The organism is Comamonas sp. DB36 (genome assembly GCF_057914905.1).
The window spans coordinates 2,412,087-2,430,602 of sequence record NZ_CP196631.1; the positions used below are offsets into that span (position 1 = coordinate 2,412,087).

General features: G+C 66.9%; 17 protein-coding genes. 13 read left to right on the plus strand and 4 right to left on the minus strand.

The genetic code is table 11. From position 1 onward, the window contains the following. From ACSVDO_RS11105 to ACSVDO_RS11135, 7 genes are all read left to right on the plus strand, one after another. Positions 1 to 1,353: a glycosyltransferase gene (locus ACSVDO_RS11105; protein WP_489592122.1), complete on the plus strand. Its 1,353-nt coding sequence runs from the start codon at positions 1 to 3 to the stop codon at positions 1,351 to 1,353. 79 nt (positions 1,354 to 1,432) lie between these two features. Further along, on the plus strand, positions 1,433 to 2,140 hold the full coding sequence (locus ACSVDO_RS11110) for a TetR/AcrR family transcriptional regulator (protein ID WP_332534656.1): 708 nt from the start codon (positions 1,433 to 1,435) through the stop codon (positions 2,138 to 2,140). A 14-nt stretch (positions 2,141 to 2,154) separates the two neighbouring features. After that, positions 2,155 to 3,333 (plus strand): efflux RND transporter periplasmic adaptor subunit, encoded by a 1,179-nt coding sequence (locus ACSVDO_RS11115; RefSeq protein WP_489592124.1) that lies wholly within the window; start codon positions 2,155 to 2,157, stop codon positions 3,331 to 3,333. Positions 3,334 to 3,345: 12 nt separating this feature from the next. Beyond that, positions 3,346 to 6,531 (plus strand): efflux RND transporter permease subunit, encoded by a 3,186-nt coding sequence (locus tag ACSVDO_RS11120; protein WP_489592126.1) that lies wholly within the window; start codon positions 3,346 to 3,348, stop codon positions 6,529 to 6,531. 66 nt (positions 6,532 to 6,597) lie between these two features. Next, positions 6,598 to 7,308: a protein-L-isoaspartate O-methyltransferase family protein gene (locus tag ACSVDO_RS11125; RefSeq protein ID WP_489592128.1), complete on the plus strand. Its 711-nt coding sequence runs from the start codon at positions 6,598 to 6,600 to the stop codon at positions 7,306 to 7,308. Between the two features lie 16 nt (positions 7,309 to 7,324). Continuing rightward, positions 7,325 to 7,669, plus strand: a complete 345-nt coding sequence (locus ACSVDO_RS11130) for a rhodanese-like domain-containing protein (RefSeq protein WP_332534662.1) — start codon at positions 7,325 to 7,327, stop codon at positions 7,667 to 7,669. A 90-nt stretch (positions 7,670 to 7,759) separates the two neighbouring features. Beyond that, on the plus strand, positions 7,760 to 9,130 hold the full coding sequence (locus tag ACSVDO_RS11135) for a TolC family outer membrane protein (RefSeq protein WP_489592131.1): 1,371 nt from the start codon (positions 7,760 to 7,762) through the stop codon (positions 9,128 to 9,130). Between the two features lie 15 nt (positions 9,131 to 9,145). On the opposite strand, the gene ACSVDO_RS11140 is transcribed toward ACSVDO_RS11135, so the two are convergent. The 3 genes from ACSVDO_RS11140 to ACSVDO_RS11150 form a co-directional block, all read right to left on the minus strand. Beyond that, entirely contained in the window at positions 9,146 to 10,462 is a 1,317-nt protein-coding gene (locus ACSVDO_RS11140; RefSeq protein WP_489592132.1) for a 3-deoxy-D-manno-octulosonic acid transferase, read from the minus strand. Positions 10,463 to 10,616: 154 nt separating this feature from the next. Continuing rightward, positions 10,617 to 12,005 carry a phosphomannomutase/phosphoglucomutase gene (locus tag ACSVDO_RS11145; RefSeq protein WP_489592133.1) on the minus strand — a complete coding sequence of 463 codons (1,389 nt, stop codon included), beginning with the start codon at positions 12,003 to 12,005 and terminating at the stop codon, positions 10,617 to 10,619. Positions 12,006 to 12,122: 117 nt separating this feature from the next. Continuing rightward, positions 12,123 to 12,725: an isochorismatase family protein gene (locus ACSVDO_RS11150; RefSeq protein WP_489592135.1), complete on the minus strand. Its 603-nt coding sequence runs from the start codon at positions 12,723 to 12,725 to the stop codon at positions 12,123 to 12,125. Positions 12,726 to 12,913: 188 nt separating this feature from the next. On the opposite strand from ACSVDO_RS11150, the gene ACSVDO_RS11155 reads away from it, so the two are divergent. The 6 genes from ACSVDO_RS11155 (at position 12,914) to ACSVDO_RS11180 (ending at position 16,543) form a co-directional block, all read left to right on the plus strand. Next, positions 12,914 to 13,486, plus strand: coding sequence for a C40 family peptidase (locus tag ACSVDO_RS11155; protein WP_332534697.1), 573 nt, complete (start codon positions 12,914 to 12,916; stop codon positions 13,484 to 13,486). A gap of 122 nt (positions 13,487 to 13,608) precedes the next feature. Then, entirely contained in the window at positions 13,609 to 13,869 is a 261-nt protein-coding gene (locus tag ACSVDO_RS11160; protein ID WP_332534669.1) for a GlsB/YeaQ/YmgE family stress response membrane protein, read from the plus strand. Then, the gene (locus ACSVDO_RS11165; protein WP_489592138.1) at positions 13,866 to 14,429 is read left to right on the plus strand and encodes a hypothetical protein; all 564 of its coding nucleotides are present in this window, start codon (positions 13,866 to 13,868) and stop codon (positions 14,427 to 14,429) included. Before ACSVDO_RS11160 ends, ACSVDO_RS11165 begins: the two co-directional genes overlap by 4 nt. A 37-nt stretch (positions 14,430 to 14,466) precedes the next feature. Next, complete coding sequence (locus ACSVDO_RS11170; protein WP_489592140.1) at positions 14,467 to 14,967, plus strand: EVE domain-containing protein; 501 nt, start codon at positions 14,467 to 14,469, stop codon at positions 14,965 to 14,967. 195 nt (positions 14,968 to 15,162) lie between these two features. After that, positions 15,163 to 16,194, plus strand: a complete 1,032-nt coding sequence (locus tag ACSVDO_RS11175; RefSeq protein ID WP_489592142.1) for a M4 family metallopeptidase — start codon at positions 15,163 to 15,165, stop codon at positions 16,192 to 16,194. A 1-nt stretch (position 16,195) separates the two neighbouring features. After that, positions 16,196 to 16,543, plus strand: a complete 348-nt coding sequence (locus ACSVDO_RS11180; protein ID WP_332534674.1) for a protealysin inhibitor emfourin — start codon at positions 16,196 to 16,198, stop codon at positions 16,541 to 16,543. Between the two features lie 74 nt (positions 16,544 to 16,617). Here ACSVDO_RS11180 and lpdA read toward each other — a convergent pair whose 3' ends face one another. Next, entirely contained in the window at positions 16,618 to 18,507 is a 1,890-nt protein-coding gene (gene lpdA, locus ACSVDO_RS11185; RefSeq protein WP_489592144.1) for a dihydrolipoyl dehydrogenase, read from the minus strand. Between the last annotated feature and the right edge of the window lie 9 nt (positions 18,508 to 18,516).

Consider the following 18,516-nt stretch of genomic DNA (forward strand, 5'->3'; position numbering starts at 1 on the left):
ATGATCGACGTCCAAGGCACTGCACAGACCGATCCAGCGGGCGGTGGATCGCATGCTGGCGCAGAACCACTGATCCTCGTCGCCACCAGCGGAACCGGGGGCGACATTCTGCCGTTCATCATATTGAGCCAGGGGCTGCTGCAACGCGGTCGCCAGGTGCTCATGCTGGTGCCCCGCTTCCACGAGCCCCGGGTCGCCGCCGCAGGAATTCCCTGCCTGACGTTCGGAACCGATGAAGCGTGGCAGGCACTGCTGAGCAACCCGGATCTCTGGGACGAACGCAAGGGCTGGGGCGTGATCTGGCGCGGACTCGTGCCCCACCTTGGCGCCTTGCGCGAGTTCATTGCGCAATTGCCGGCGCATGAATCCTGCGTGGTGTTGACCCATCCGATTCTGGTGCCCATGGCAGCGCTGGCCCGATCGGTACGCCCCGACTTGCGGATCGTCGCGGCCTACCTCGCCCCGGCAAATTTGTGCAGCAGCCACGACATGCTTACCGCCGGCTCGTTGCGAGTTCCCGCCTGGGTGCCTATCCCATGGCGGCAGGCGCTGTGGAAGCTGATCCACCGGGGCTGGATCGATCCCGTCACATTGCCCCATCTCAATGCAGCGCGCGGTCGAGCGGGCCTGCCTGCGGTCGCGCATTTCTTCGAACACATGCTGGCGGCGCCAAGCGTCTCTATGGGCCTGTTTCCGAGCTGGTACGCGCCCACCGCGCCCGATTGGCCGGCCTCTTTTTCAGACGGCGATTTTGTCGGACCCGGCGCGCAGTGCACGGCGACGCTGTCGTCGGAGCTGCAGCAGTTTCTGTCATCGGGCGACGCACCGATTGTCTTTACGCCCGGCACCGGCCACCAGCATGCCGCACGGTATTTCACCGCGGCGTTGCAGGCGTTGCAGCGGCTGGGCCGCAGGGCGATCTTTGTCACACCGCATGCGGCGCAACTGCCTGCGGCACTGCCGCCCCACGTACTGTGGCAGGCCCATGCACCTTTCTGCGCGCTCTTGCCACACGCGGCGGCGCTGGTGCATCACGGCGGCATAGGCACCACGGCCGATGCCTTGCGGTCGGGCACCCCGCAACTGATAGTGCCGTTTGCCTATGACCAGTTTGACAATGGGCTTCGCGCCCGACAATGGGGTGTTGCCGAAGTGCTGCTGGCCAGGCGCTTGTCTGCCCGCCGCATGCAAAGGCAACTGGCGCGCCTGCTTTCATCACCCGATGTGGCCCGGGACTGCAGCGCCCTGGCCCTGAAAATGGAGCAAGGCCCCGATTTGCCATGGTTGCTGGATCGGGTGGAAGCCGCCCTCTTTGCGCCACCGGCGATGCCCTCCAACCCGCTGCGCGATTGAACGCCATTGCGGCATCACGCGCCCTTGCATTGACGCTCGCAAACGCCCTGGTTATATTAATAACCCATTAGTCATTAACATGCCCCATTCCGCTTCCGACCCTTCTTCGCCGATCGCCGACGCCTCCGAGCCGCAGCGCCGCTCGCGCCGCAAGAACGCCCGCCCCGGCGAACTGCTGGCCGCGGCGCTCGACCTGTTCGTTGAAAAAGGCTATGCCGCCACGCGCGTGGAGGAAGTCGCGGCGCGCGCCGGCGTCTCCAAGGGCACGCTGTTTCTCTACTTCGCGAGCAAGGAAGAACTGTTCAAGGCCGTGGTGCGCGAGAACATCGCCGGGCGCTTTGCCGAATGGCAGCTCGAACTCGATGTCTTCGAAGGCGACAGCGAAGCCCTGCTGCGCCACTGCTACGCCGTGTGGTGGGAGCGCATAGGCAGCACCAAGGCTGCAGGCATCACCAAGCTGATGTGCAGCGAGGCGCGCAACTTCCCCGCGCTCGCGCATTTCTACCAGCGCGAAGTGATGGTGCCGGGCAATGCGCTGGTGCGGCGCATTCTGGAGCGCGGCATCGCACGCGGCGAAATCCGCCCGCTGGATCTGGACACGGGCGTCTATCTGGTGCTCGCGCCCATGATGTTCCTGATGTTCTGGCAGAACTCGATGGCCTGGTGCGGGCCGGCGCCCGCGGACCAGGGCGCGGGCAGCGGCTGCGCCGTCATGCCGTTCAGCCCGCAAGCCTATCTCGAGGCACAGATAGACAACCTCGTGCGCGGGCTCGCGCTCAGACCCTGAACCACGCCAGCCCCATGACGCGCCGCAAAATATTGCTCCTGGTGATCGCCGCGGCGCTGGCCATCGCCTTCGCCGTGGGCCGCGCCCTCATCAAGCGCCAGCACCAGCAGCAGGCCGGCCAGCAAGCGGCCAGCGCGGCGCCCATGCCGTTGCGCCTGCAGCCCGGCGAAGTGCTCACGGTGCAGCGGCGCGCGTTGCCGCTGGTCGTACAGGTATCAGGCGTGGTCGAGGCGCTGCAGGTGGCGAGCATCAAGTCCTATGCCGCGGGAACGCTGCAGGACCTGGCCGTGCGCGAAGGCGACAGCGTGCAGGCCGGCCAGGTGCTGGCGCGCGTCGATGCGGCCGACGCCAGCGCGCGCCTGCGCCAGGCCCAGCAGGAAGCCGAGGCCGCGCGCGCCCAGCTGTCCATACAGCAGCGCCAGCACAGCAACAACGAGGCGCTGGTGGCCCAGGGCTTCATTTCGCAGACCGCGCTGCGCACCTCCGACGCCAATCTGCAGGCCGCGCAGGCGCAGTACCAGTCGGCGCTGGCCCAGGCCGATGTCGCGCACAAGGCCGTGGCCGACACCGTGCTGCGCAGCCCGATCGCCGGCCAGGTCGCGCAGCGCCTGGTCAACAACGGCGAACGCGTGGCCGTGGAGACCAAGGTGCTTGAAATCGTCGACCTGCGCGAACTGCAGCTGCAGGCACTGCTGCCGCCCGCCGACGCGCTGCAGGTGCGCGTGGGCCAGACGGCACGGCTGCGGCTTGACGGCAGCGCGCAGGAATTCACGGCGCGCGTGGTGCGTGTGAGCCCCCGGGCCGATGCCGCGACGCGCAGCGTGGCGGTCTATCTGCAGCTGCGCCCGCCCGCCGCCGCCAGCGGTACGGCCCCGGTGCTGCGTCCCGGCATGTTCCTGCAGGGCCAGATCGATCTGGAGACCAGCGAGTCGCCCGCTCCGCTGGTGCTGCCGCTGGACGCCGTACTGACCGACAAGCCCCAGCCCTATGTGCAGATGGTGCAGACGACGACCGATGGCCAGCTGGCCATTGCCCACCGGCCGGTGAGCGTGGGCGCGCGGGCCTTGATCGACGGCCAGGCCTGGGCCGCGATCGAGGGCGTGGACGAAGGCAGCCGGGTCGTTGCAGCCGGCGCCGGGGCATTGCGCGAAGGCACGCGCGTCGAGATCTCGGCCAGCGCCGGCGCCCGCTGAAAGCCCGCACGCATGTGGTTCACCCGCGTCAGTCTGCACAACCCGGTGTTCGCGACCATGGTGATGCTCGCGCTGCTGGTGCTGGGCGTGTTTTCCTACCAGCGGCTCAAGGTCGACCAGTTTCCCAACATCGACTTCCCGGTGGTGGTGGTGACCGTCGCCTACCCCGGCGCCGCGCCCGAGATCGTCGAAAGCGAAGTCACGCGCAAGATCGAGGAAGGCGTGAACTCGGTGGCCGGCATCAATGCACTGACTTCGCGCAGCTACGCGGGCACCAGCGTGGTGATCATCGAATTCCAGCTGCAGATCGACGGCCGCCGGGCCGCCGAGGATGTGCGCGAGAAGGTCGCCGCGGTGCGCCCCTTGCTGCGCGACGAAGTCGAGGAGCCGCGTGTGCAGCGCTTCGATCCCGCCGATGCCGCGGTCTGGTCGCTGGCCGTGCTGCCCACGGGCGAGGGCCGCGACCCGCCGCTGTCGCCGGTCGAGCTCACGAGCTGGGCCGAGCAGGTGCTCAAGAAACGGCTGGAGAACGTGCGCGGCGTGGGGGCCGTCAATCTGGTCGGTGCGACGCCGCGCGAAATCAATCTCTATCTCGATCCCCAGGCGCTGGAGGCTTTCGGCATCAGCGTCGATCAGGTCGCGCAGGCGGTGCGCAGCGAAAACCAGGATCTGCCGCTGGGCGCCGTGCGCTCGCTGGCGCAGGAGCGCATGGTGCAGATCGACGCGCGCATGCAGCGCCCCGAAGACTTCGCCGACATCATCGTCGCGCGCCGCCAGGGCAGCGCGGTGCGGCTGGGCCAGCTCGCGCGCGTGCTTGACGGCGCGCAGGAAATAGAGAGCCTGGCGCTGTACAACGGCCAGCGCAGCCTGCTGCTGTCGGTGCAAAAAGCCCAGGGCGACAACACCATAGAAGTCGTCGACGGCCTGCGCCGCGCCGTGGCCGCGATGCAGGCCGAGCTGCCGCCGGGCGTGCGCCTCGAAGCCATAGGCGACATGGCGCGGCCCATACGCGTGGCCGTGGACAACGTGCGCCAGACGCTGATCGAAGGCGCGGCGCTTACGGTGCTGATCGTGTTTCTGTTCCTCAACTCCTGGCGCTCCACGGTCATCACCGGGCTCACGCTGCCGATCGCGCTGATAGGCACCTTCCTGTTCATGCACTGGCTGGGATTTTCGATCAACATGGTGACGCTGATGGCGCTGTCGCTGTGCGTGGGGCTGCTGATAGACGACGCCATCGTGGTGCGCGAGAACATCGTGCGCCACCTGCAGATGGGCAAGACGCCCTATGCGGCGGCGCTCGACGGCACGCAGGAGATCGGCCTGGCCGTGCTTGCAACCACGCTGTCCATCGTCGCGGTGTTCCTGCCCATAGGCTTCATGCAGGGCATCATCGGCAAGTTCTTCCATGAGTTCGGGCTGACCATCGTCGTCGCGGTGCTGATTTCGATGTTCGTGAGCTTCACGCTGGACCCCATGATGTCCAGCGTCTGGCACGACCCCAGCGTCCACGCGCCGTCCGGGTCCGGCCAGCGCAGGAGCTTTTACGACCGCAGCATAGGCCGCGTGACCGGCTGGTTCGAGCGCATGACCGAGCAGCTGGCCAGCGTCTACCAGCAGATCCTGCGCTGGGCGCTGGGACACCGGCTCGCGACTGCGCTGTCGGCGCTGGCGATCTTCGCGCTCAGCGTGATGATGGTGCCGCTGCTGGGCACGGAGTTCGTGCCCAAGGCCGATTTCTCCGAAACCACGGTGCAGTTCCACACGCCCCAGGGCAGCTCGATAGAGACCACCGAAGCCAAGGCCAGGCAGGTCGAGGCGCTGCTGCGCGCCATGCCCGAAGTGCGTTACACGCTCGCCACCATCAACACCGGAGCGGCGCGCGGCAAGACCCATGCGAGCATCTACGTGCGCCTCACGGACCGCCACCAGCGCGCGCGCAGCGCCGAGGCGCTGGCGACCGAGCTGCGCACGCAATTGCGCCAGATCGCGGGCATCACCGTGACCCAGGTCGGATTGCTCGATCCCGTGGGCGGGCAAAAACAGATCGCGTTCTCGCTGCAGGGCCAGGACCTGGCCGAACTGGGCCGGCTCAACCAGCAGGCGCTGGCATTGATACGCGACATTCCGGGCCTGGTCGATGTCGACTCCAGTCTCGAAAGCGACACGCCGCGCGTGACGCTGGCGATCAAGCGCGAGGCCGCATCCGACCTGGGGCTGTCGACCGGCGCCGTGGCAAGCGCGCTGCGCACGCTGCTTGCCGGCCAGGACGTGGGCAACTGGCGCGCGAGCAACGACGAAACCTACGATGTGCAATTGCGCCTCGCGCCCGAAGACCGGCTGTCGCCGCTGCAGCTGGGCCGGCTGCCGCTGCTGGTCACGGCCCAGGACGGCACGCGGCGCAGCATACGGCTGGACCAGGTGGCGGACATCCGCGCATCGGCCGGCCCCAGCCAGATCAACCGGCGCGCGCTCACGCGCGAAGTGTCCATCACTGCCAACGTGTCGTTTCGCTCGGTCGGCGAAGTCTCCGCCGACATCCGCAGCGCGCTCAAGGGCCTGGCGCTGGCCCCGGGCTACAGCTGGCAGTTCAATGGCTCGACCAAGGACATGGACGAATCGTTCGGCTACGCGCTGTCGGCCCTGGCCCTGGCCATCGTCTTCATCTACATGATTCTTGCCAGCCAGTTCAAGAGCTTTCTGCAGCCGATGGCGCTGATGACCGCCCTGCCCCTCACGCTGATCGGCGTGGTGCTGGCCTTGCTGATGTTCGGCTCGGCGCTGTCGATGTTCTCGATGATAGGCGTGATCATGCTGATGGGCCTGGTGACGAAGAACGCCATCCTGCTGGTCGATTTCGCCATCCGCGCGCGCCAGGACCAGACCGACCCCGCGACCGGCGCGGTCACGCCGGGGCTGGCGCGCGAGCCGGCGCTGCTGCTGGCGGCACGCGTGCGGCTGCGCCCCATTCTGATGACCACGCTGGCCATGATCTTCGGCATGCTGCCGCTGGCCCTGGCAGTCAGCGAAGGCTCGGAGCAGCGCGCGCCCATGGGCCAGGCGGTGATTGGCGGGGTGATCACCTCCTCGCTGCTGACGCTGGTGGTGGTGCCGGTGATGTACTGCTACATGGACGATCTCGCCAACTGGGCGCGGCGCCTTTCGGGTCGAACACGCCACAAAGCAGACCCTCGGTGAAACATGTACCCACTCCCTCGTAGAATCAAAGGTTTGTCGTGATCAGCCTTTCCCCGGAGTAACCCCATGAACATGCCCTTGAACACCTCAGCCAACGCCAACGACCCAGTCGAGCAGGCGCGCTTCAACATGATCCAGCAGCAAATCCGCCCCTGGAACGTGCTGGAGCAGGACGTGCTGGATACGCTCAACGAGGTGCCGCGCGAACAATTCGTCGCCCCCGAGCACCAGGGCCTGGCCTTCATGGACATCGAGATTCCGCTGCACGGCACACCCGAGGAGTCGGGTCCCAAGGGCTGGACCATGCTCGCGCCGCGCGTCGAAGCGCGCATGCTGCAGGACCTGCGCATCCAGCCCACCGACAAGGTGCTCGAAATCGGCGCCGGTTCGGGCTACATGGCGGCCTTGCTGGCCCACCAGGCACGCGAAGTGCTGAGCCTGGAAATCGTGCCCGAACTCGCCGAACTCGCACGCGAGAACCTGCTGGGCGCGGGCGTGACCAATGCCACCGTGCGTCTGGCCGACGGCGCCAGCGACCCGCTGCCCGAAGGCCCGTTCGATGTGATCGTGCTCAGCGGCTCGGTCGCACAGGTGCCACCCGCGCTGCTGCAGCACCTGACCGAAGGCGGCCGCCTGGGCGCGATCGTCGGCCACGAACCCGTGATGCGCGCCACGTTTGTCACCCGCACGGGCAACAGCTTCGAGACCACCTCGCCCTGGGACACCTACGCGCCGCGTCTGGTCGGTTTCGCCGAGCCTTCGCCGTTCAAGTTCTGAGCCCCCGGAGCCGCAGATGCTTGCCCAAGTCCGCCCCGCGCAATTCGACCAATGGCTGCAACAGGTCCAGGCCCAGGGCCTGACGCCGCTGGTGCTCGACGTGCGCGAGCCCTGGGAATGCGCGACCGCCAGCGTCACGCCGCAAGGCTTTGAACTGGTGAACATTCCCATGCAAGACATTCCCGCGCGCCAGCAGGAGCTGGACCCGGAGCGCCCCATTGCCTGCCTGTGCCACCACGGCATGCGCAGCATGCATGTGGGCATGTTCCTGCTCAACCAGGGGTTCGAGCAGGTCACCAACATTACCGGCGGAATCGATGCCTGGTCGCGCGAGCGCGACCAGGCGGTTCCCCTGTACTGAGACCCAGGCGATGGCGCCGGGGTCTTTTCTCCGTGTCTGTCCGTGCCCTCGCACGCGCGGCGCGGCAGGCTTCTCTTAGCAAGGAACACCATGCCCCTGGCCCGCACGCTGCGGTTCTCGCCCACCCCCTGGCGCAATGCCAGCACTCTCTTGGCCATGCTCGCTTTCGCGCCGCTGGCGCAGTCGCAAAGCCTGGTCGAGCTCGCCGAACGCGCGCGCGGCTTCGACGCCGTATGGCAGGCGCGCCAGGCCGAAACCGATGCGGCCTACAGCCGCTCGGAACAGGCGCGCGCCGGCCTGCTGCCTTCGGTCGGCCTGCAGGCGGGCGCGAGCCGCGCGCGCACCGAAATCAGCCGACCCGACTTCACGCTCAACGCGAGCACCCAGACTGCGACGCTGAGCGCTTCTCAGCCGCTGTACCGGCCCGCGAACCGCATTGCCTTCACCCAGGGCCAGCGCAGCTTCGAAATCGCGCTGGCACAGCGCGACGCGGCCGAACAGGACCTGATCGTGCGCACCAGCCAGGCCTATTTCGATGTGCTCGGCGCCCAAGACGCGCTGCGCTTCGTGCAGGCGCAAAAGGAAGCGGTGTCCGAGCAGCGCGCGTTCGCCCAGCGCAATTTCGACGTAGGCAATGCGACCATCACCGATGCACGCGAAGCGCAGGCACGCTACGACCTGATCGTCGCCCAGGAAATCGCGGCCGACAACGATCTGCGCGTCAAGCGCCTGGCGCTCGAGCAGCTCGTGGGCACGCCCGGCGTGCAGCCGCTGCCGCTGGCCCAGCCGGTGGTGCTGCCGCCGCTGTCGCCCGCCGATCCCCAGGCCTGGGTCGATGTGTCGCAGGGCACGCAGCCGCAGCTGCGCCAGGCCCAGCTCGCGCTCGATGTCGCGCGGCTCGAAACGCGCAAGGCCGAAACCGGCCACCTGCCCACGGTCGACCTGCAGGCCGGCTACAGCGTCAACAACAACCCGCAAGGCACGGTCACCGCGCCCAACAACGGCTTTCGCACCAATGTCGCGAGCGTGGGCGTGCAGCTCAACATGCCGCTGTTCGCGGGCTTTTCCGTGCAGAACCGCGTCAAGGAAACGCTGTCGCTGGAACGCAAGGCCGAAGCCGATCTCGACAACGCGCGCCGCAGCGTGGCGCAGTCCACGCGCGCCGCGTTCTATGGCGTGCAATCGGGCCAGGGCCAGATCCGTGCGCTCGAAGCCGCCGAGGCCTCGAGCCAGAGCGCGCTGGACGCCAACCGGCTGGGCTACGAAGTGGGCGTGCGCATCAACATCGACGTGCTCAACGCGCAAAGCCAGCTCTACCAGACCAAGCGCGATCTGGCGCTGGCGCGCTACAACCTGATCCTGGGCCAGCTCAAGCTGCGCCAGGCCGCGGGCACGCTCAGCAGCGACGACCTGCGCGCCGTCAATGCCCTGCTGAGCACCGACGCCGCCGCGACGCGTTGATCTGCACACCGCCGCTCAGCGGCGATTGATGGGGCTGCTGTGCAGCAGCTGCTCTATGGCCATCGCCGTCGCCTGCGCCGCGCCGCGGTGGGCCTGGGCAAACTCCAGGCAATGCGCGACGGCTGCGGTGCGCGCGGGCACATCGTGCACCAGCACCAGCGCAGCCTGCACACCCGCGTCGAGATCCGCCACCCGCCGCGCCGCACCCGCCGCGCAGGCGAGTTCGGCCGCTTCGGCGAAGTTGAACGTCGAGGGCCCGACCAGCATAGGGCAGCCACAGGCCGCGGCCTCGATCAGATTCTGGCCGCCCAGCGGCGCAAAGCTGCCGCCGAGCAGCGCGGCATCGGCCATGCCGTAATAAAGAGGCATCTCGCCCAGCGAATCGCCCAGCCACAGGCATTCCTCGCCGGCCTGGGCCAGCGCGCGCGGCGGCGCACCCAGCCATTCGCTGCGCCGCGACACCCGCAGACCCGCGGCCTGCAGCGCCAGCGCGACGGACTCGAAACGCTGCGGATGGCGCGGCACGACTAGCCATTGCACTTTCAGCGCCTGCGCGCCGAGTCGGCGCAAGGCGGCGATGAACAGCTCCTCCTCGCCTTCGCGGCTGCTGGCCAGCATCACCACGGGACGCGCCGAACGGTGGCGCCATTGAGCGCCCTGCGCGAGCAGGCCCGCATCGGGCAGCACGTCGAACTTGAGATTGCCCAGCACGCCGTGCACCGGCGCCGCGAGCGCGCGCAGCCGCTGGGCATCGGCCTGGGTCTGGGCCCAGACCGCGGCCAGCGCCTGGTAGGCGGGCATGGACAGCGCCGACAGCTTCAAGGCCTTGTCCAGCGACTTGCTGTTGAGCCGCGCATTGGCCAGCGCCAGCGGCACGCCGCGCGCGCGGCAGATCGCAGCAAGATTGGGCCAGACTTCGGTTTCCATCAGCACGCCGACGGCGGGCCGAAATTGCGCGACGAAGCGCTCGACGGCGGCGCGCGTATCCCAGGGCTGCCAGACCTGCAGATCGCCGCTGCGCAGCAGCTTCTGGCCTTCGGCGCGGCCCGTGGCCGTGCCATGCGTGAGCAGCAGCCGCATGTCGGGCAATTGCGCGCGCAGCGCGGTGATCAGTATCGCCGCGGCGCGCGTCTCGCCCAGCGACACCGCATGCACCCAGATCCAGCGGCCCGCGCCGTCACGCCCCAGACTCTCTGGCTCGTAATGGCCAAAGCGCTCCCCGACCTTGAAAGCGTAGCCCGGCTCGGCGCGCGCGCGCTGGCGCAGCTTGCGCCGCAGCAGCGGCTGCGCGACCCAGGTCAGCGCCGAATACAGCGCCAATACAACGTTCATTGCACGCTCCCAACTACTGCCCGATGTACTCTGAGAAACTGGCGCATCGCAGCATGGAGACACCGAGCAAGGGCCGCCCCGCAGCGATGGTGTCGTCCCCCTCCACCGAAGGATGAGAGGGGGAAGCCGCGTGAGCGGCTCAGGGGGTGCTTCATCAATGCGCGGCGCTGCCGACTTGCGCGCCGGGCTTGACGCGCTCCAGCAGCGCCAGCATCTCGGCCTCGATGCGGTGCAGCGCTTCGGGCGTATGGCCTTCGAAACGCAGCACCAGCACCGGCGTGGTGTTGCTCGCGCGGATCAGGCCGAAGCCGTCGGGCCAGTCGACGCGCAGTCCGTCGATGGTGTTGAGCTGGGCCGGGGCCGCAAAGCTGCTGACCGCGAGCGCCTGCAGTTCGGCCGTGAGGCGGTGCGGCTCGCCTTCGGCGCAGGCCACATTCAGCTCGGGCGTCGAATGGCTGGTGGGCAGGGCCAACAGCTGCGCGCTCGGATCGGCGCTGCGGCTGACGATTTCCAGCAGGCGGCAGCCCGCATAGGTGCCGTCATCGAAGCCAAACCAGCGCTCCTTGAAGAAGATATGGCCGCTCATCTCGCCGCCCAGCGGCGAATCGAGCTCCTTCATGCGCGCCTTGATCAGCGAGTGTCCGGTCCTGAACATCACGGGCTCGCCGCCGGCTTGGCGGATCGCGGGCGCGAGCCGCTGGCTGCACTTGACGTCGAACACGATGTGGCCGCCGGGCACGCGCGACAGCACGTCGGCGGCGAACAGCATCATCTGCCGATCGGGAAAGATATTGCTGCCGTCCTTGGTCACGATGCCCAGGCGGTCGCCATCGCCGTCGAACGCCAGGCCCAGCTCGGCATCGCTGTGCGCGAGCGCGGCGATCAGATCGCGCAGATTCTCGGGCTTGCTCGGGTCGGGATGGTGATTGGGAAAGTTGCCGTCGACTTCTGAAAACAGCTCGATCACTTCGCAGCCCAGCGCGCGGAAGATGCCCGGAGCCGAAGCGCCGGCCACGCCGTTGCCGCAATCGACGACGATCTTCATGGGCCGCGCGAGCTTCACATCGCCGACGATGCGCGCGGTGTAATCGGCCAGCACGTCGGCATGGCGCACCGAGCCGCCGGGCAGCAGTTGCCAGCTCTCTTCTTCCATGGTGCGGCGCAACGCCTGGATCTCTTCACCATAAATTGCACGGCCGTTGAGCACCATCTTCAGGCCGTTGTAGTCCTTGGGATTGTGGCTGCCCGTGACCTGGATGCCGCTTTGGCACAGCGTCGCGGCCGCGAAATACAGCATGGGCGTGGTCGCGACACCTATATCGATCACTTCGATGCCCGCGGCCACCAGGCCATCGATCAAGGCCGCCGACAGCGCCGGACCCGACAAGCGGCCATCACGGCCCACGGCCACGGTGGTCTGCCCTTCGGCGCGCGCGGCCTGACCGAAAGCCAGACCTACACCGCGCACCACGGCTTCGTTCAGGGTCGTCGGCACCACGCCGCGGATGTCGTAGGCTTTGAAAATGGAAGGTGTCAGCTGCACGGAATGACTCTAGTAGAGGGTGAACACCGGCGCCATGGGCGGCGCCAGCGAAACAGAGGCGGCCATTGTAGGCCGGCCTGGTGGCGCCCGCGCGGCGGCGCGCAGGCGCATGCGGGCTTACTTGATCAGCGCCAGCACATCCTTGAATGCCGGATGCTCGCAACTGCCCAGCCACTCGAACGCCACCATTTCGGTGGTCACCAGTTCAACACCCGCACCGGCGAGCCGGTCGAAGGCCGCATCACGGTTGCGCTCGGTGCGCGAGCTGCAGGCATCGGTCACGACCCAGACGTCGAACTCTTCCTCGACCAGATCGAGCGCGGTCTGCAGCAGGCACACATGGGCTTCGCAGCCCGCGAGCACGATGGTGCCGCGCTCGGCTTCCTGGGTCTGGGGCTTTTGCAGGTGCTTGGGCAGGCTGCGTGCATTGCCGCCCTGGGGACGCGCAGGCGGACGCAGCCATTCGCCCAGGCCTTCCTCAACGCCGCTGAACTGCATCTTGGCCAGCGTGCGCTGGCACAGCGCACGCAGCTGCACGTCGTTGGCGCCCAGCTTGGAAGGATTTTGCTCCGTGCCCCAGACAGGCACTTCGAGCAGCCGGGCGACCTGGGCCAGCAGGCGGGCATTGGCCAGCACGGCCTGGCCTTCAAAAATGGCCGGCATCAGGCGTTCCTGGTAGTCCACCAGTACCAGCTGGGATTCAAACGAGTCAAGCAACATGGAAATCTTTCTTTTTCGGTCCGCAATGGCTGCATTGTCGCAGCCCGGGCCCGTCCCTGGGGCCTGATGGACTCCCTCTGAGCCAGAGCGGCGGGCCGCCCATGCAAATGCGATCCAATCCGGAAAAAAACTGTAAATCCCCATTTCAGGGTATGTCGCCCAAGCTTTCCATGTTACCCTTTGTCTCCATGTCCAGATGGTTGTGTGCTCTTCTTTTTACCTGTGTCAGCGCCCATGCCGCGCCTGACAGTCGCTCCGCCGACGACGACATGCAGCGCTTGCTGGTCAGCAAGGGCCTCATCTCCCAAATCAATACGCAATTGCATGAAGCCGGCCAAAACGTGGCAGCGCGCACGTCCGAACTGGTCGGCACGGCCATGGGCTTCCTGGGCGTACCCTATCGCCGCGGCGGCAACAATGCCACCACGGGCTTCGACTGCAGCGGTTTCGTGCGTGCCATCTACTCGCAGACCGTGGGCCTGGTGCTGCCGCGCCGCGCCGACGAGCAGGCAAATGTCACGCAGAAGATCGACAAGAACGAGTTGCGCCCTGGCGACCTGGTGTTCTTCAACACCATGCGCCGCACGTTCAGCCATGTCGGCATCTATGTGGGCGAAGGCAAGTTCATTCATTCGCCGCGCTCGGGTGCAACAGTGCGCGTCGAAAGCATGCAGACGCCATATTGGTCGCACCGCTTCGATGGCGCGCGCCGCGTCGAAACCGCCGAGCTCGCAGGCGATCCGCTCGCCATGACGCGCTGAGCCGATGATTCGTCGCTGGCAGGCAGGCTGAGCGACAGGTTAAGCCCCTGTCCGACATGGCTTGCCATGGGCTGGGCACTAGAGTCAGGTGTCGAATCCCTCACACTCAAGGAGCCCACCTTATGTTCTCTCTTCTCGGAACCTTGATCGTCGGTCTGATCGTGGGCCTCATTGCACGCGCCGTCAAACCCGGCGACGACAGTCTGGGCTGGATCATGACCATCTTGCTGGGCATTGCCGGCGCCTTTCTGGCCAGCTATATCGGCGTGGCCATGGGCTGGTACCAGCAAGGCGATGCCGCGGGCTGGATCGCTTCCATCGTGGGTGCGATCGTGCTGCTGGTGATCTACCAGTTCGTGCGCGGCAAGACCGCCGACCGATGAGCCAGGCCACCGGAACCGAAGGCGCTGCGGCGCCCGCCCGGCAGGCGCAGATCGATGCCGCCGCGCAACGCTCGCGCAAGCTGCTGCACAGGCGTGCGCTTGCGGGCGCATTCGTCAGCGCCGTGCCCATTCCCGGTCTGGACTGGGCGGTGGATGCCGCGCTGCTATCGCGCCTGGTGCCGCGCATCAGCAAGGAGTTCGGCCTGAGCGTGGAGCAGCTCGACGAGCTCGAGCCCTCGCGGCGCGAAGGCATTCAGAAAGCCGTGGCCATCGTCGGTTCGGTACTGATCGGCAAACTCGTCACGCGCGAAATGCTCATCCGGCTGGTGCAGAAAGTCGCCACGCGCATGGCCGCCAAACAGGTCAGCAAGTTCGTGCCGATTCTGGGTACGGCGACCGCCGCCGCCCTGGGCTATGCCGCGCTGCGCTTTCTCGGCGAGCAGCATATCCGCGACTGCATCCGCGTGGCGCAAAGCTCCGACGTCGACCTGCCCGTGGGCAGCACGGCGCACGCCGACGCACTGCGCCAGCGCGCAGCGCGCAACGCCGCGCGGCATTGAACCGGCAGGCCAGCGCGGGCTTTGCCACAATGCAGCCATGCCTGCTGCATCTTCCACCCCCTCTTCCCAGCGCCGCTTCTGGCTCATGAAAAATGAGCCCGAAACCGAATCCATAGACCACGCGCTGGCCGCGCCCGATGCCACGCTGGCATGGAGCGGCGTGCGCAATTACCAGGCGCGCAACTTCATGCGCGACCAGATGCAGGTCGGCGACGGCGTGCTCTATTGGCACTCCAGTTGCGCCGAGCCCGGCATCTACGGGCTGGCCTGCATTGCCAGCGAAGCGCGCGTGGACCCCACGCAGTTCGACCCCGCAAGCCCATATCATGATCCGCGCTCCAGCCCCGACAAGCCGCGCTGGCTGCTGGTCGATGTCAAGGCGCTGCACAAGACCCGGCCGGTGGGGATTGCCGAACTGCGCTCCCACCCCGCGCTTGCGGGCATGACAGTGTTGCAAAAAGGCAATCGCCTGTCGATCAGCGAAGTCACGCCCGCGCAGTGGCACTACCTCAACGAGCACCTGCTGCAGCCCTGCTGACCCGCGCGGAATCATCCGCGCAAGTAGGGCCTCTGGATGCCCTCTTCCACCCCGGATTTACCATCAATTCACGGCCGCTGGAACGCAGTCCGCGCTCCTGCCGAACGGAGAGGGACACTCCGCCACCGCCCCAGCCCGATGGGCTCGAGGCTTGCGGCGTATGCCCCTTCCACTGCTTGACCGGGAGGGTTCAAAATGTACCGATGCCAATGCCAGATCGTTCCGGACGAGGTGCTCAAGCGCTGGGCCTGTGATCCCCAGCTGTCCGAGGAGCTTTGCAAGAATGCGGAGTACTCCGCGCGGCTGAGCGAACATTTCCGCGACATACGGCTGCAAACCAAGAAGCTGGCCGGGTTTCTGCTTGAAACCCACACGCTCACGACGCTGACCGAAAATCCCGAAGTCACCTTGTTCGATTGCAAGCAGACATTGAGCCTGCCGGGCTCACAGGTCAGGGAGCCGACCAGGTCCGAGGATCCCACGGTCAGTCGCACCTACACGGAAACCGACTACCTCGCGACCTTCCTGCGCCAGGTCTTCAAGCGCAACTCCGCGGACAACGCCGGAATGACGCTGATGTCCTCGGTGCACTATGGCAAGAAATACAACAATGCCATGTGGAACGGACTGCAGATGATCTACGGCGACGGTGATGGCGAACTGTTCACCGATTTCACGCTGGGTATTGATGTGATAGGCCATGAACTCACTCACGGCCTGACCCAGTACACGCTGCAGCTCGACTACGACGACGAGCCCGGCGGCCTCAACGAAAGCATTTCCGACTGCTTCGGCTCGATGTTCCGCCAATGGCGGCTCAACCAGGATGCAGCGAGCGCCGACTGGCTCATAGGCAATGACATTCTCGGCAAGACATCGCTCAATCGCGGCTTCACCTGCCTGCGCGACCTGTCCGATCCCGGCGGCAAGCATTGCCTGGCGCCCCAGCCCGTGCACTACTCGGAAATCAAGCCCGGCATGGATCCACACTTCAGCAGCGGCCCGCCCAACCTCGCGTTCAGCACCGCGTGCAGGCAGGTGGGCGGCAAGAGCTGGAACACCGTCGGAAAGGCCTGGTACCACGTGATCTCCAATGCAGGCCAGCGCCCGCGCATGACCATGGCGGAATTCGCGGACCAGACCCGGCAGGCCGCAGCCGAACTGTTCGGCAGGGAGTCGGCCGTCGACGTCGGCATCAATGCCGGCTGGAAGAAAGTGGGGCTGTGACATGCGCGCCGAACTGCTGATGTCCAGCCCCGTCGCGGGCTGGGGGCGCATCGATGTCGAGCGGCTTGGCGGCCTTGCAGGCTACGGCATGCCTGGATCGCGCATTCGCAGCCGCGGCCATATCCTGGCCAAGGATCTGAGTCCGACAGACCAGAGCACCTTGCGCAGTCTCTTTGTGGAGCCCGCCGATGCACCTGCCTGGGTGCGCGACGGCTTTCGCTACCACCTCACCAGACAAAGCGATTGCGGCCCGCAGACCGTGATCGCGTCCGAAGCGACCGTGCCCGATTCCATTCGGGAATGCGTGCGCGATGAAATCATTCCCGATGGGGCGCCAAGCCTGACCTGACGCCGCGGCATGTAAAAAAGCCGCACATGCCCGCAAGAGCATGTGCGGCCTGCTGGCCCGCGCGGACGCGCGAATTACTTGCGCACTGGAGGCACGTCCGTGCAACTGCCGTGCGCGACTTCCGCGGCCATGCCGATGGACTCGCCCAGCGTCGGATGCGGATGGATGGTCTTGCCGATATCGACGGCATCGGCACCCATTTCAATCGCCAGGGCGATTTCACCGATCATGTCACCTGCATGCGTGCCGACCATGCCGCCGCCCAGGATGCGGCCGTGACCATGGGCCTCGGGCGAATCGTCGAACAGCAGCTTGGTCACGCCTTCGTCGCGGCCGTTGGCAATCGCCCGGCCCGAGGCCGCCCAGGGGAACAGGCCCTTCTTGACCTTGATGCCCTGCGCCTTGGCCTGGTCTTCGGTCAGGCCCACCCATGCGACTTCGGGGTCGGTATAGGCGACGCTGGGGATCACCCGGGCATTGAACGCGGCCGCGGCCAGTTCCTTGTTGCCCTGCAGTTCGCCGGCGATCACTTCGGCCGCCACATGCGCCTCGTGCACCGCCTTGTGCGCCAGCATGGGCTGGCCCACGATGTCGCCGATCGCAAAGATATGCGGCGCGCTGGTGCGCATCTGGATGTCGACCGGAATGAAGCCGCGATCGGTCACCGACACGCCTGCGGCTTCGGCCGCGAGCTTCTTGCCGTTGGGCGTGCGGCCCACGGCCTGCAGCACCAGATCGTAGGTCTGCGGCTCGGGCGCCGTGCCGCCCTCTTCGGCGGCCGCGAACGTGACCTTGATGCCTTCGGGCGTGGCCTCGGCACCCACGGTCTTGGTCTTGAGCATGATGTTGTCGAAACGCGGCGCGTTCATCTTCTGCCAGATCTTGACCAGATCGCGGTCCGCGCCCTGCATCAGGCCGTCCATCATCTCGACCACATCCAGGCGCGCGCCCAGCGTGGAATACACCGTGCCCATTTCGAGGCCGATGATGCCGCCGCCCAGGATCAGCATGCGCTTGGGAACTTCCTTGAGTTCGAGCGCGCCCGTGGAATCGACCACGCGCGGATCTTCGGGCATGAACGGCAGGCGCACGGCCTGCGAGCCCGCGGCAATGATGGCGTTCTTGAACTGCACGACCTGGGTCGTGCCGCTGCGCTCGGTGCCTTCACCTTGCGTGGCTTCGACCGACAGGTGGTGGCTGCCGACGAACTGGCCGTAGCCGCGCAGCACCGTGACCTTGCGCATCTTCGCCATCTGCGCCAGACCGCCGGTCAGCTTGCCTATGACCTTTTCCTTGTGGCCGCGCAGCGTGTCGATGTTGACCTGGGGGGCACCGAATTCCACGCCCACGGCCGACAGGTGCTTGACCTCGTCGATCACCGCCGCGACATGCAGCAGCGCCTTGGATGGGATGCAACCCACGTTCAGGCACACGCCGCCCAGCGTCGCGTAGCGCTCGACCAGCACCACCTTGAGGCCCAGATCGGCCGCGCGGAACGCCGCCGAATAGCCGCCGGGGCCACCGCCGAGCACGACCACGTCGCATTCGAGGTCGGCCGCAGCGCCCGCATATTGCTGGGGCACGGGTGCGGGTACCGCGGGCGCGGCGCCGGCAGCCGGCGTGGGCAGTGCGACCGCAGGCGCGGGCGCGGCGGCCGCCGGCGCGGCAGCGGCCGCCGCGGCAGCAGCGGCTGCGGGCGCAGGCGCCGCAGCTTCGGCACCGGCCGCCTCGGCCTCGAGCGTCAGCACCACGCTGCCCTGGGCGACCTGGTCGCCGATCTTCACGCGCAGTTCCTTGACGATGCCGGCATGCGACGAGGGAATCTCCATCGACGCCTTGTCGGATTCGACGGTGATCAGGCTCTGGTCCACGGCAACCTTGTCGCCGGGCTGCACCAGCAGCTCGATCACGCCGACGGTGTCGAAGTCGCCGATGTCAGGGACCTTGATATCAATGATGGCCATCTGCATGAC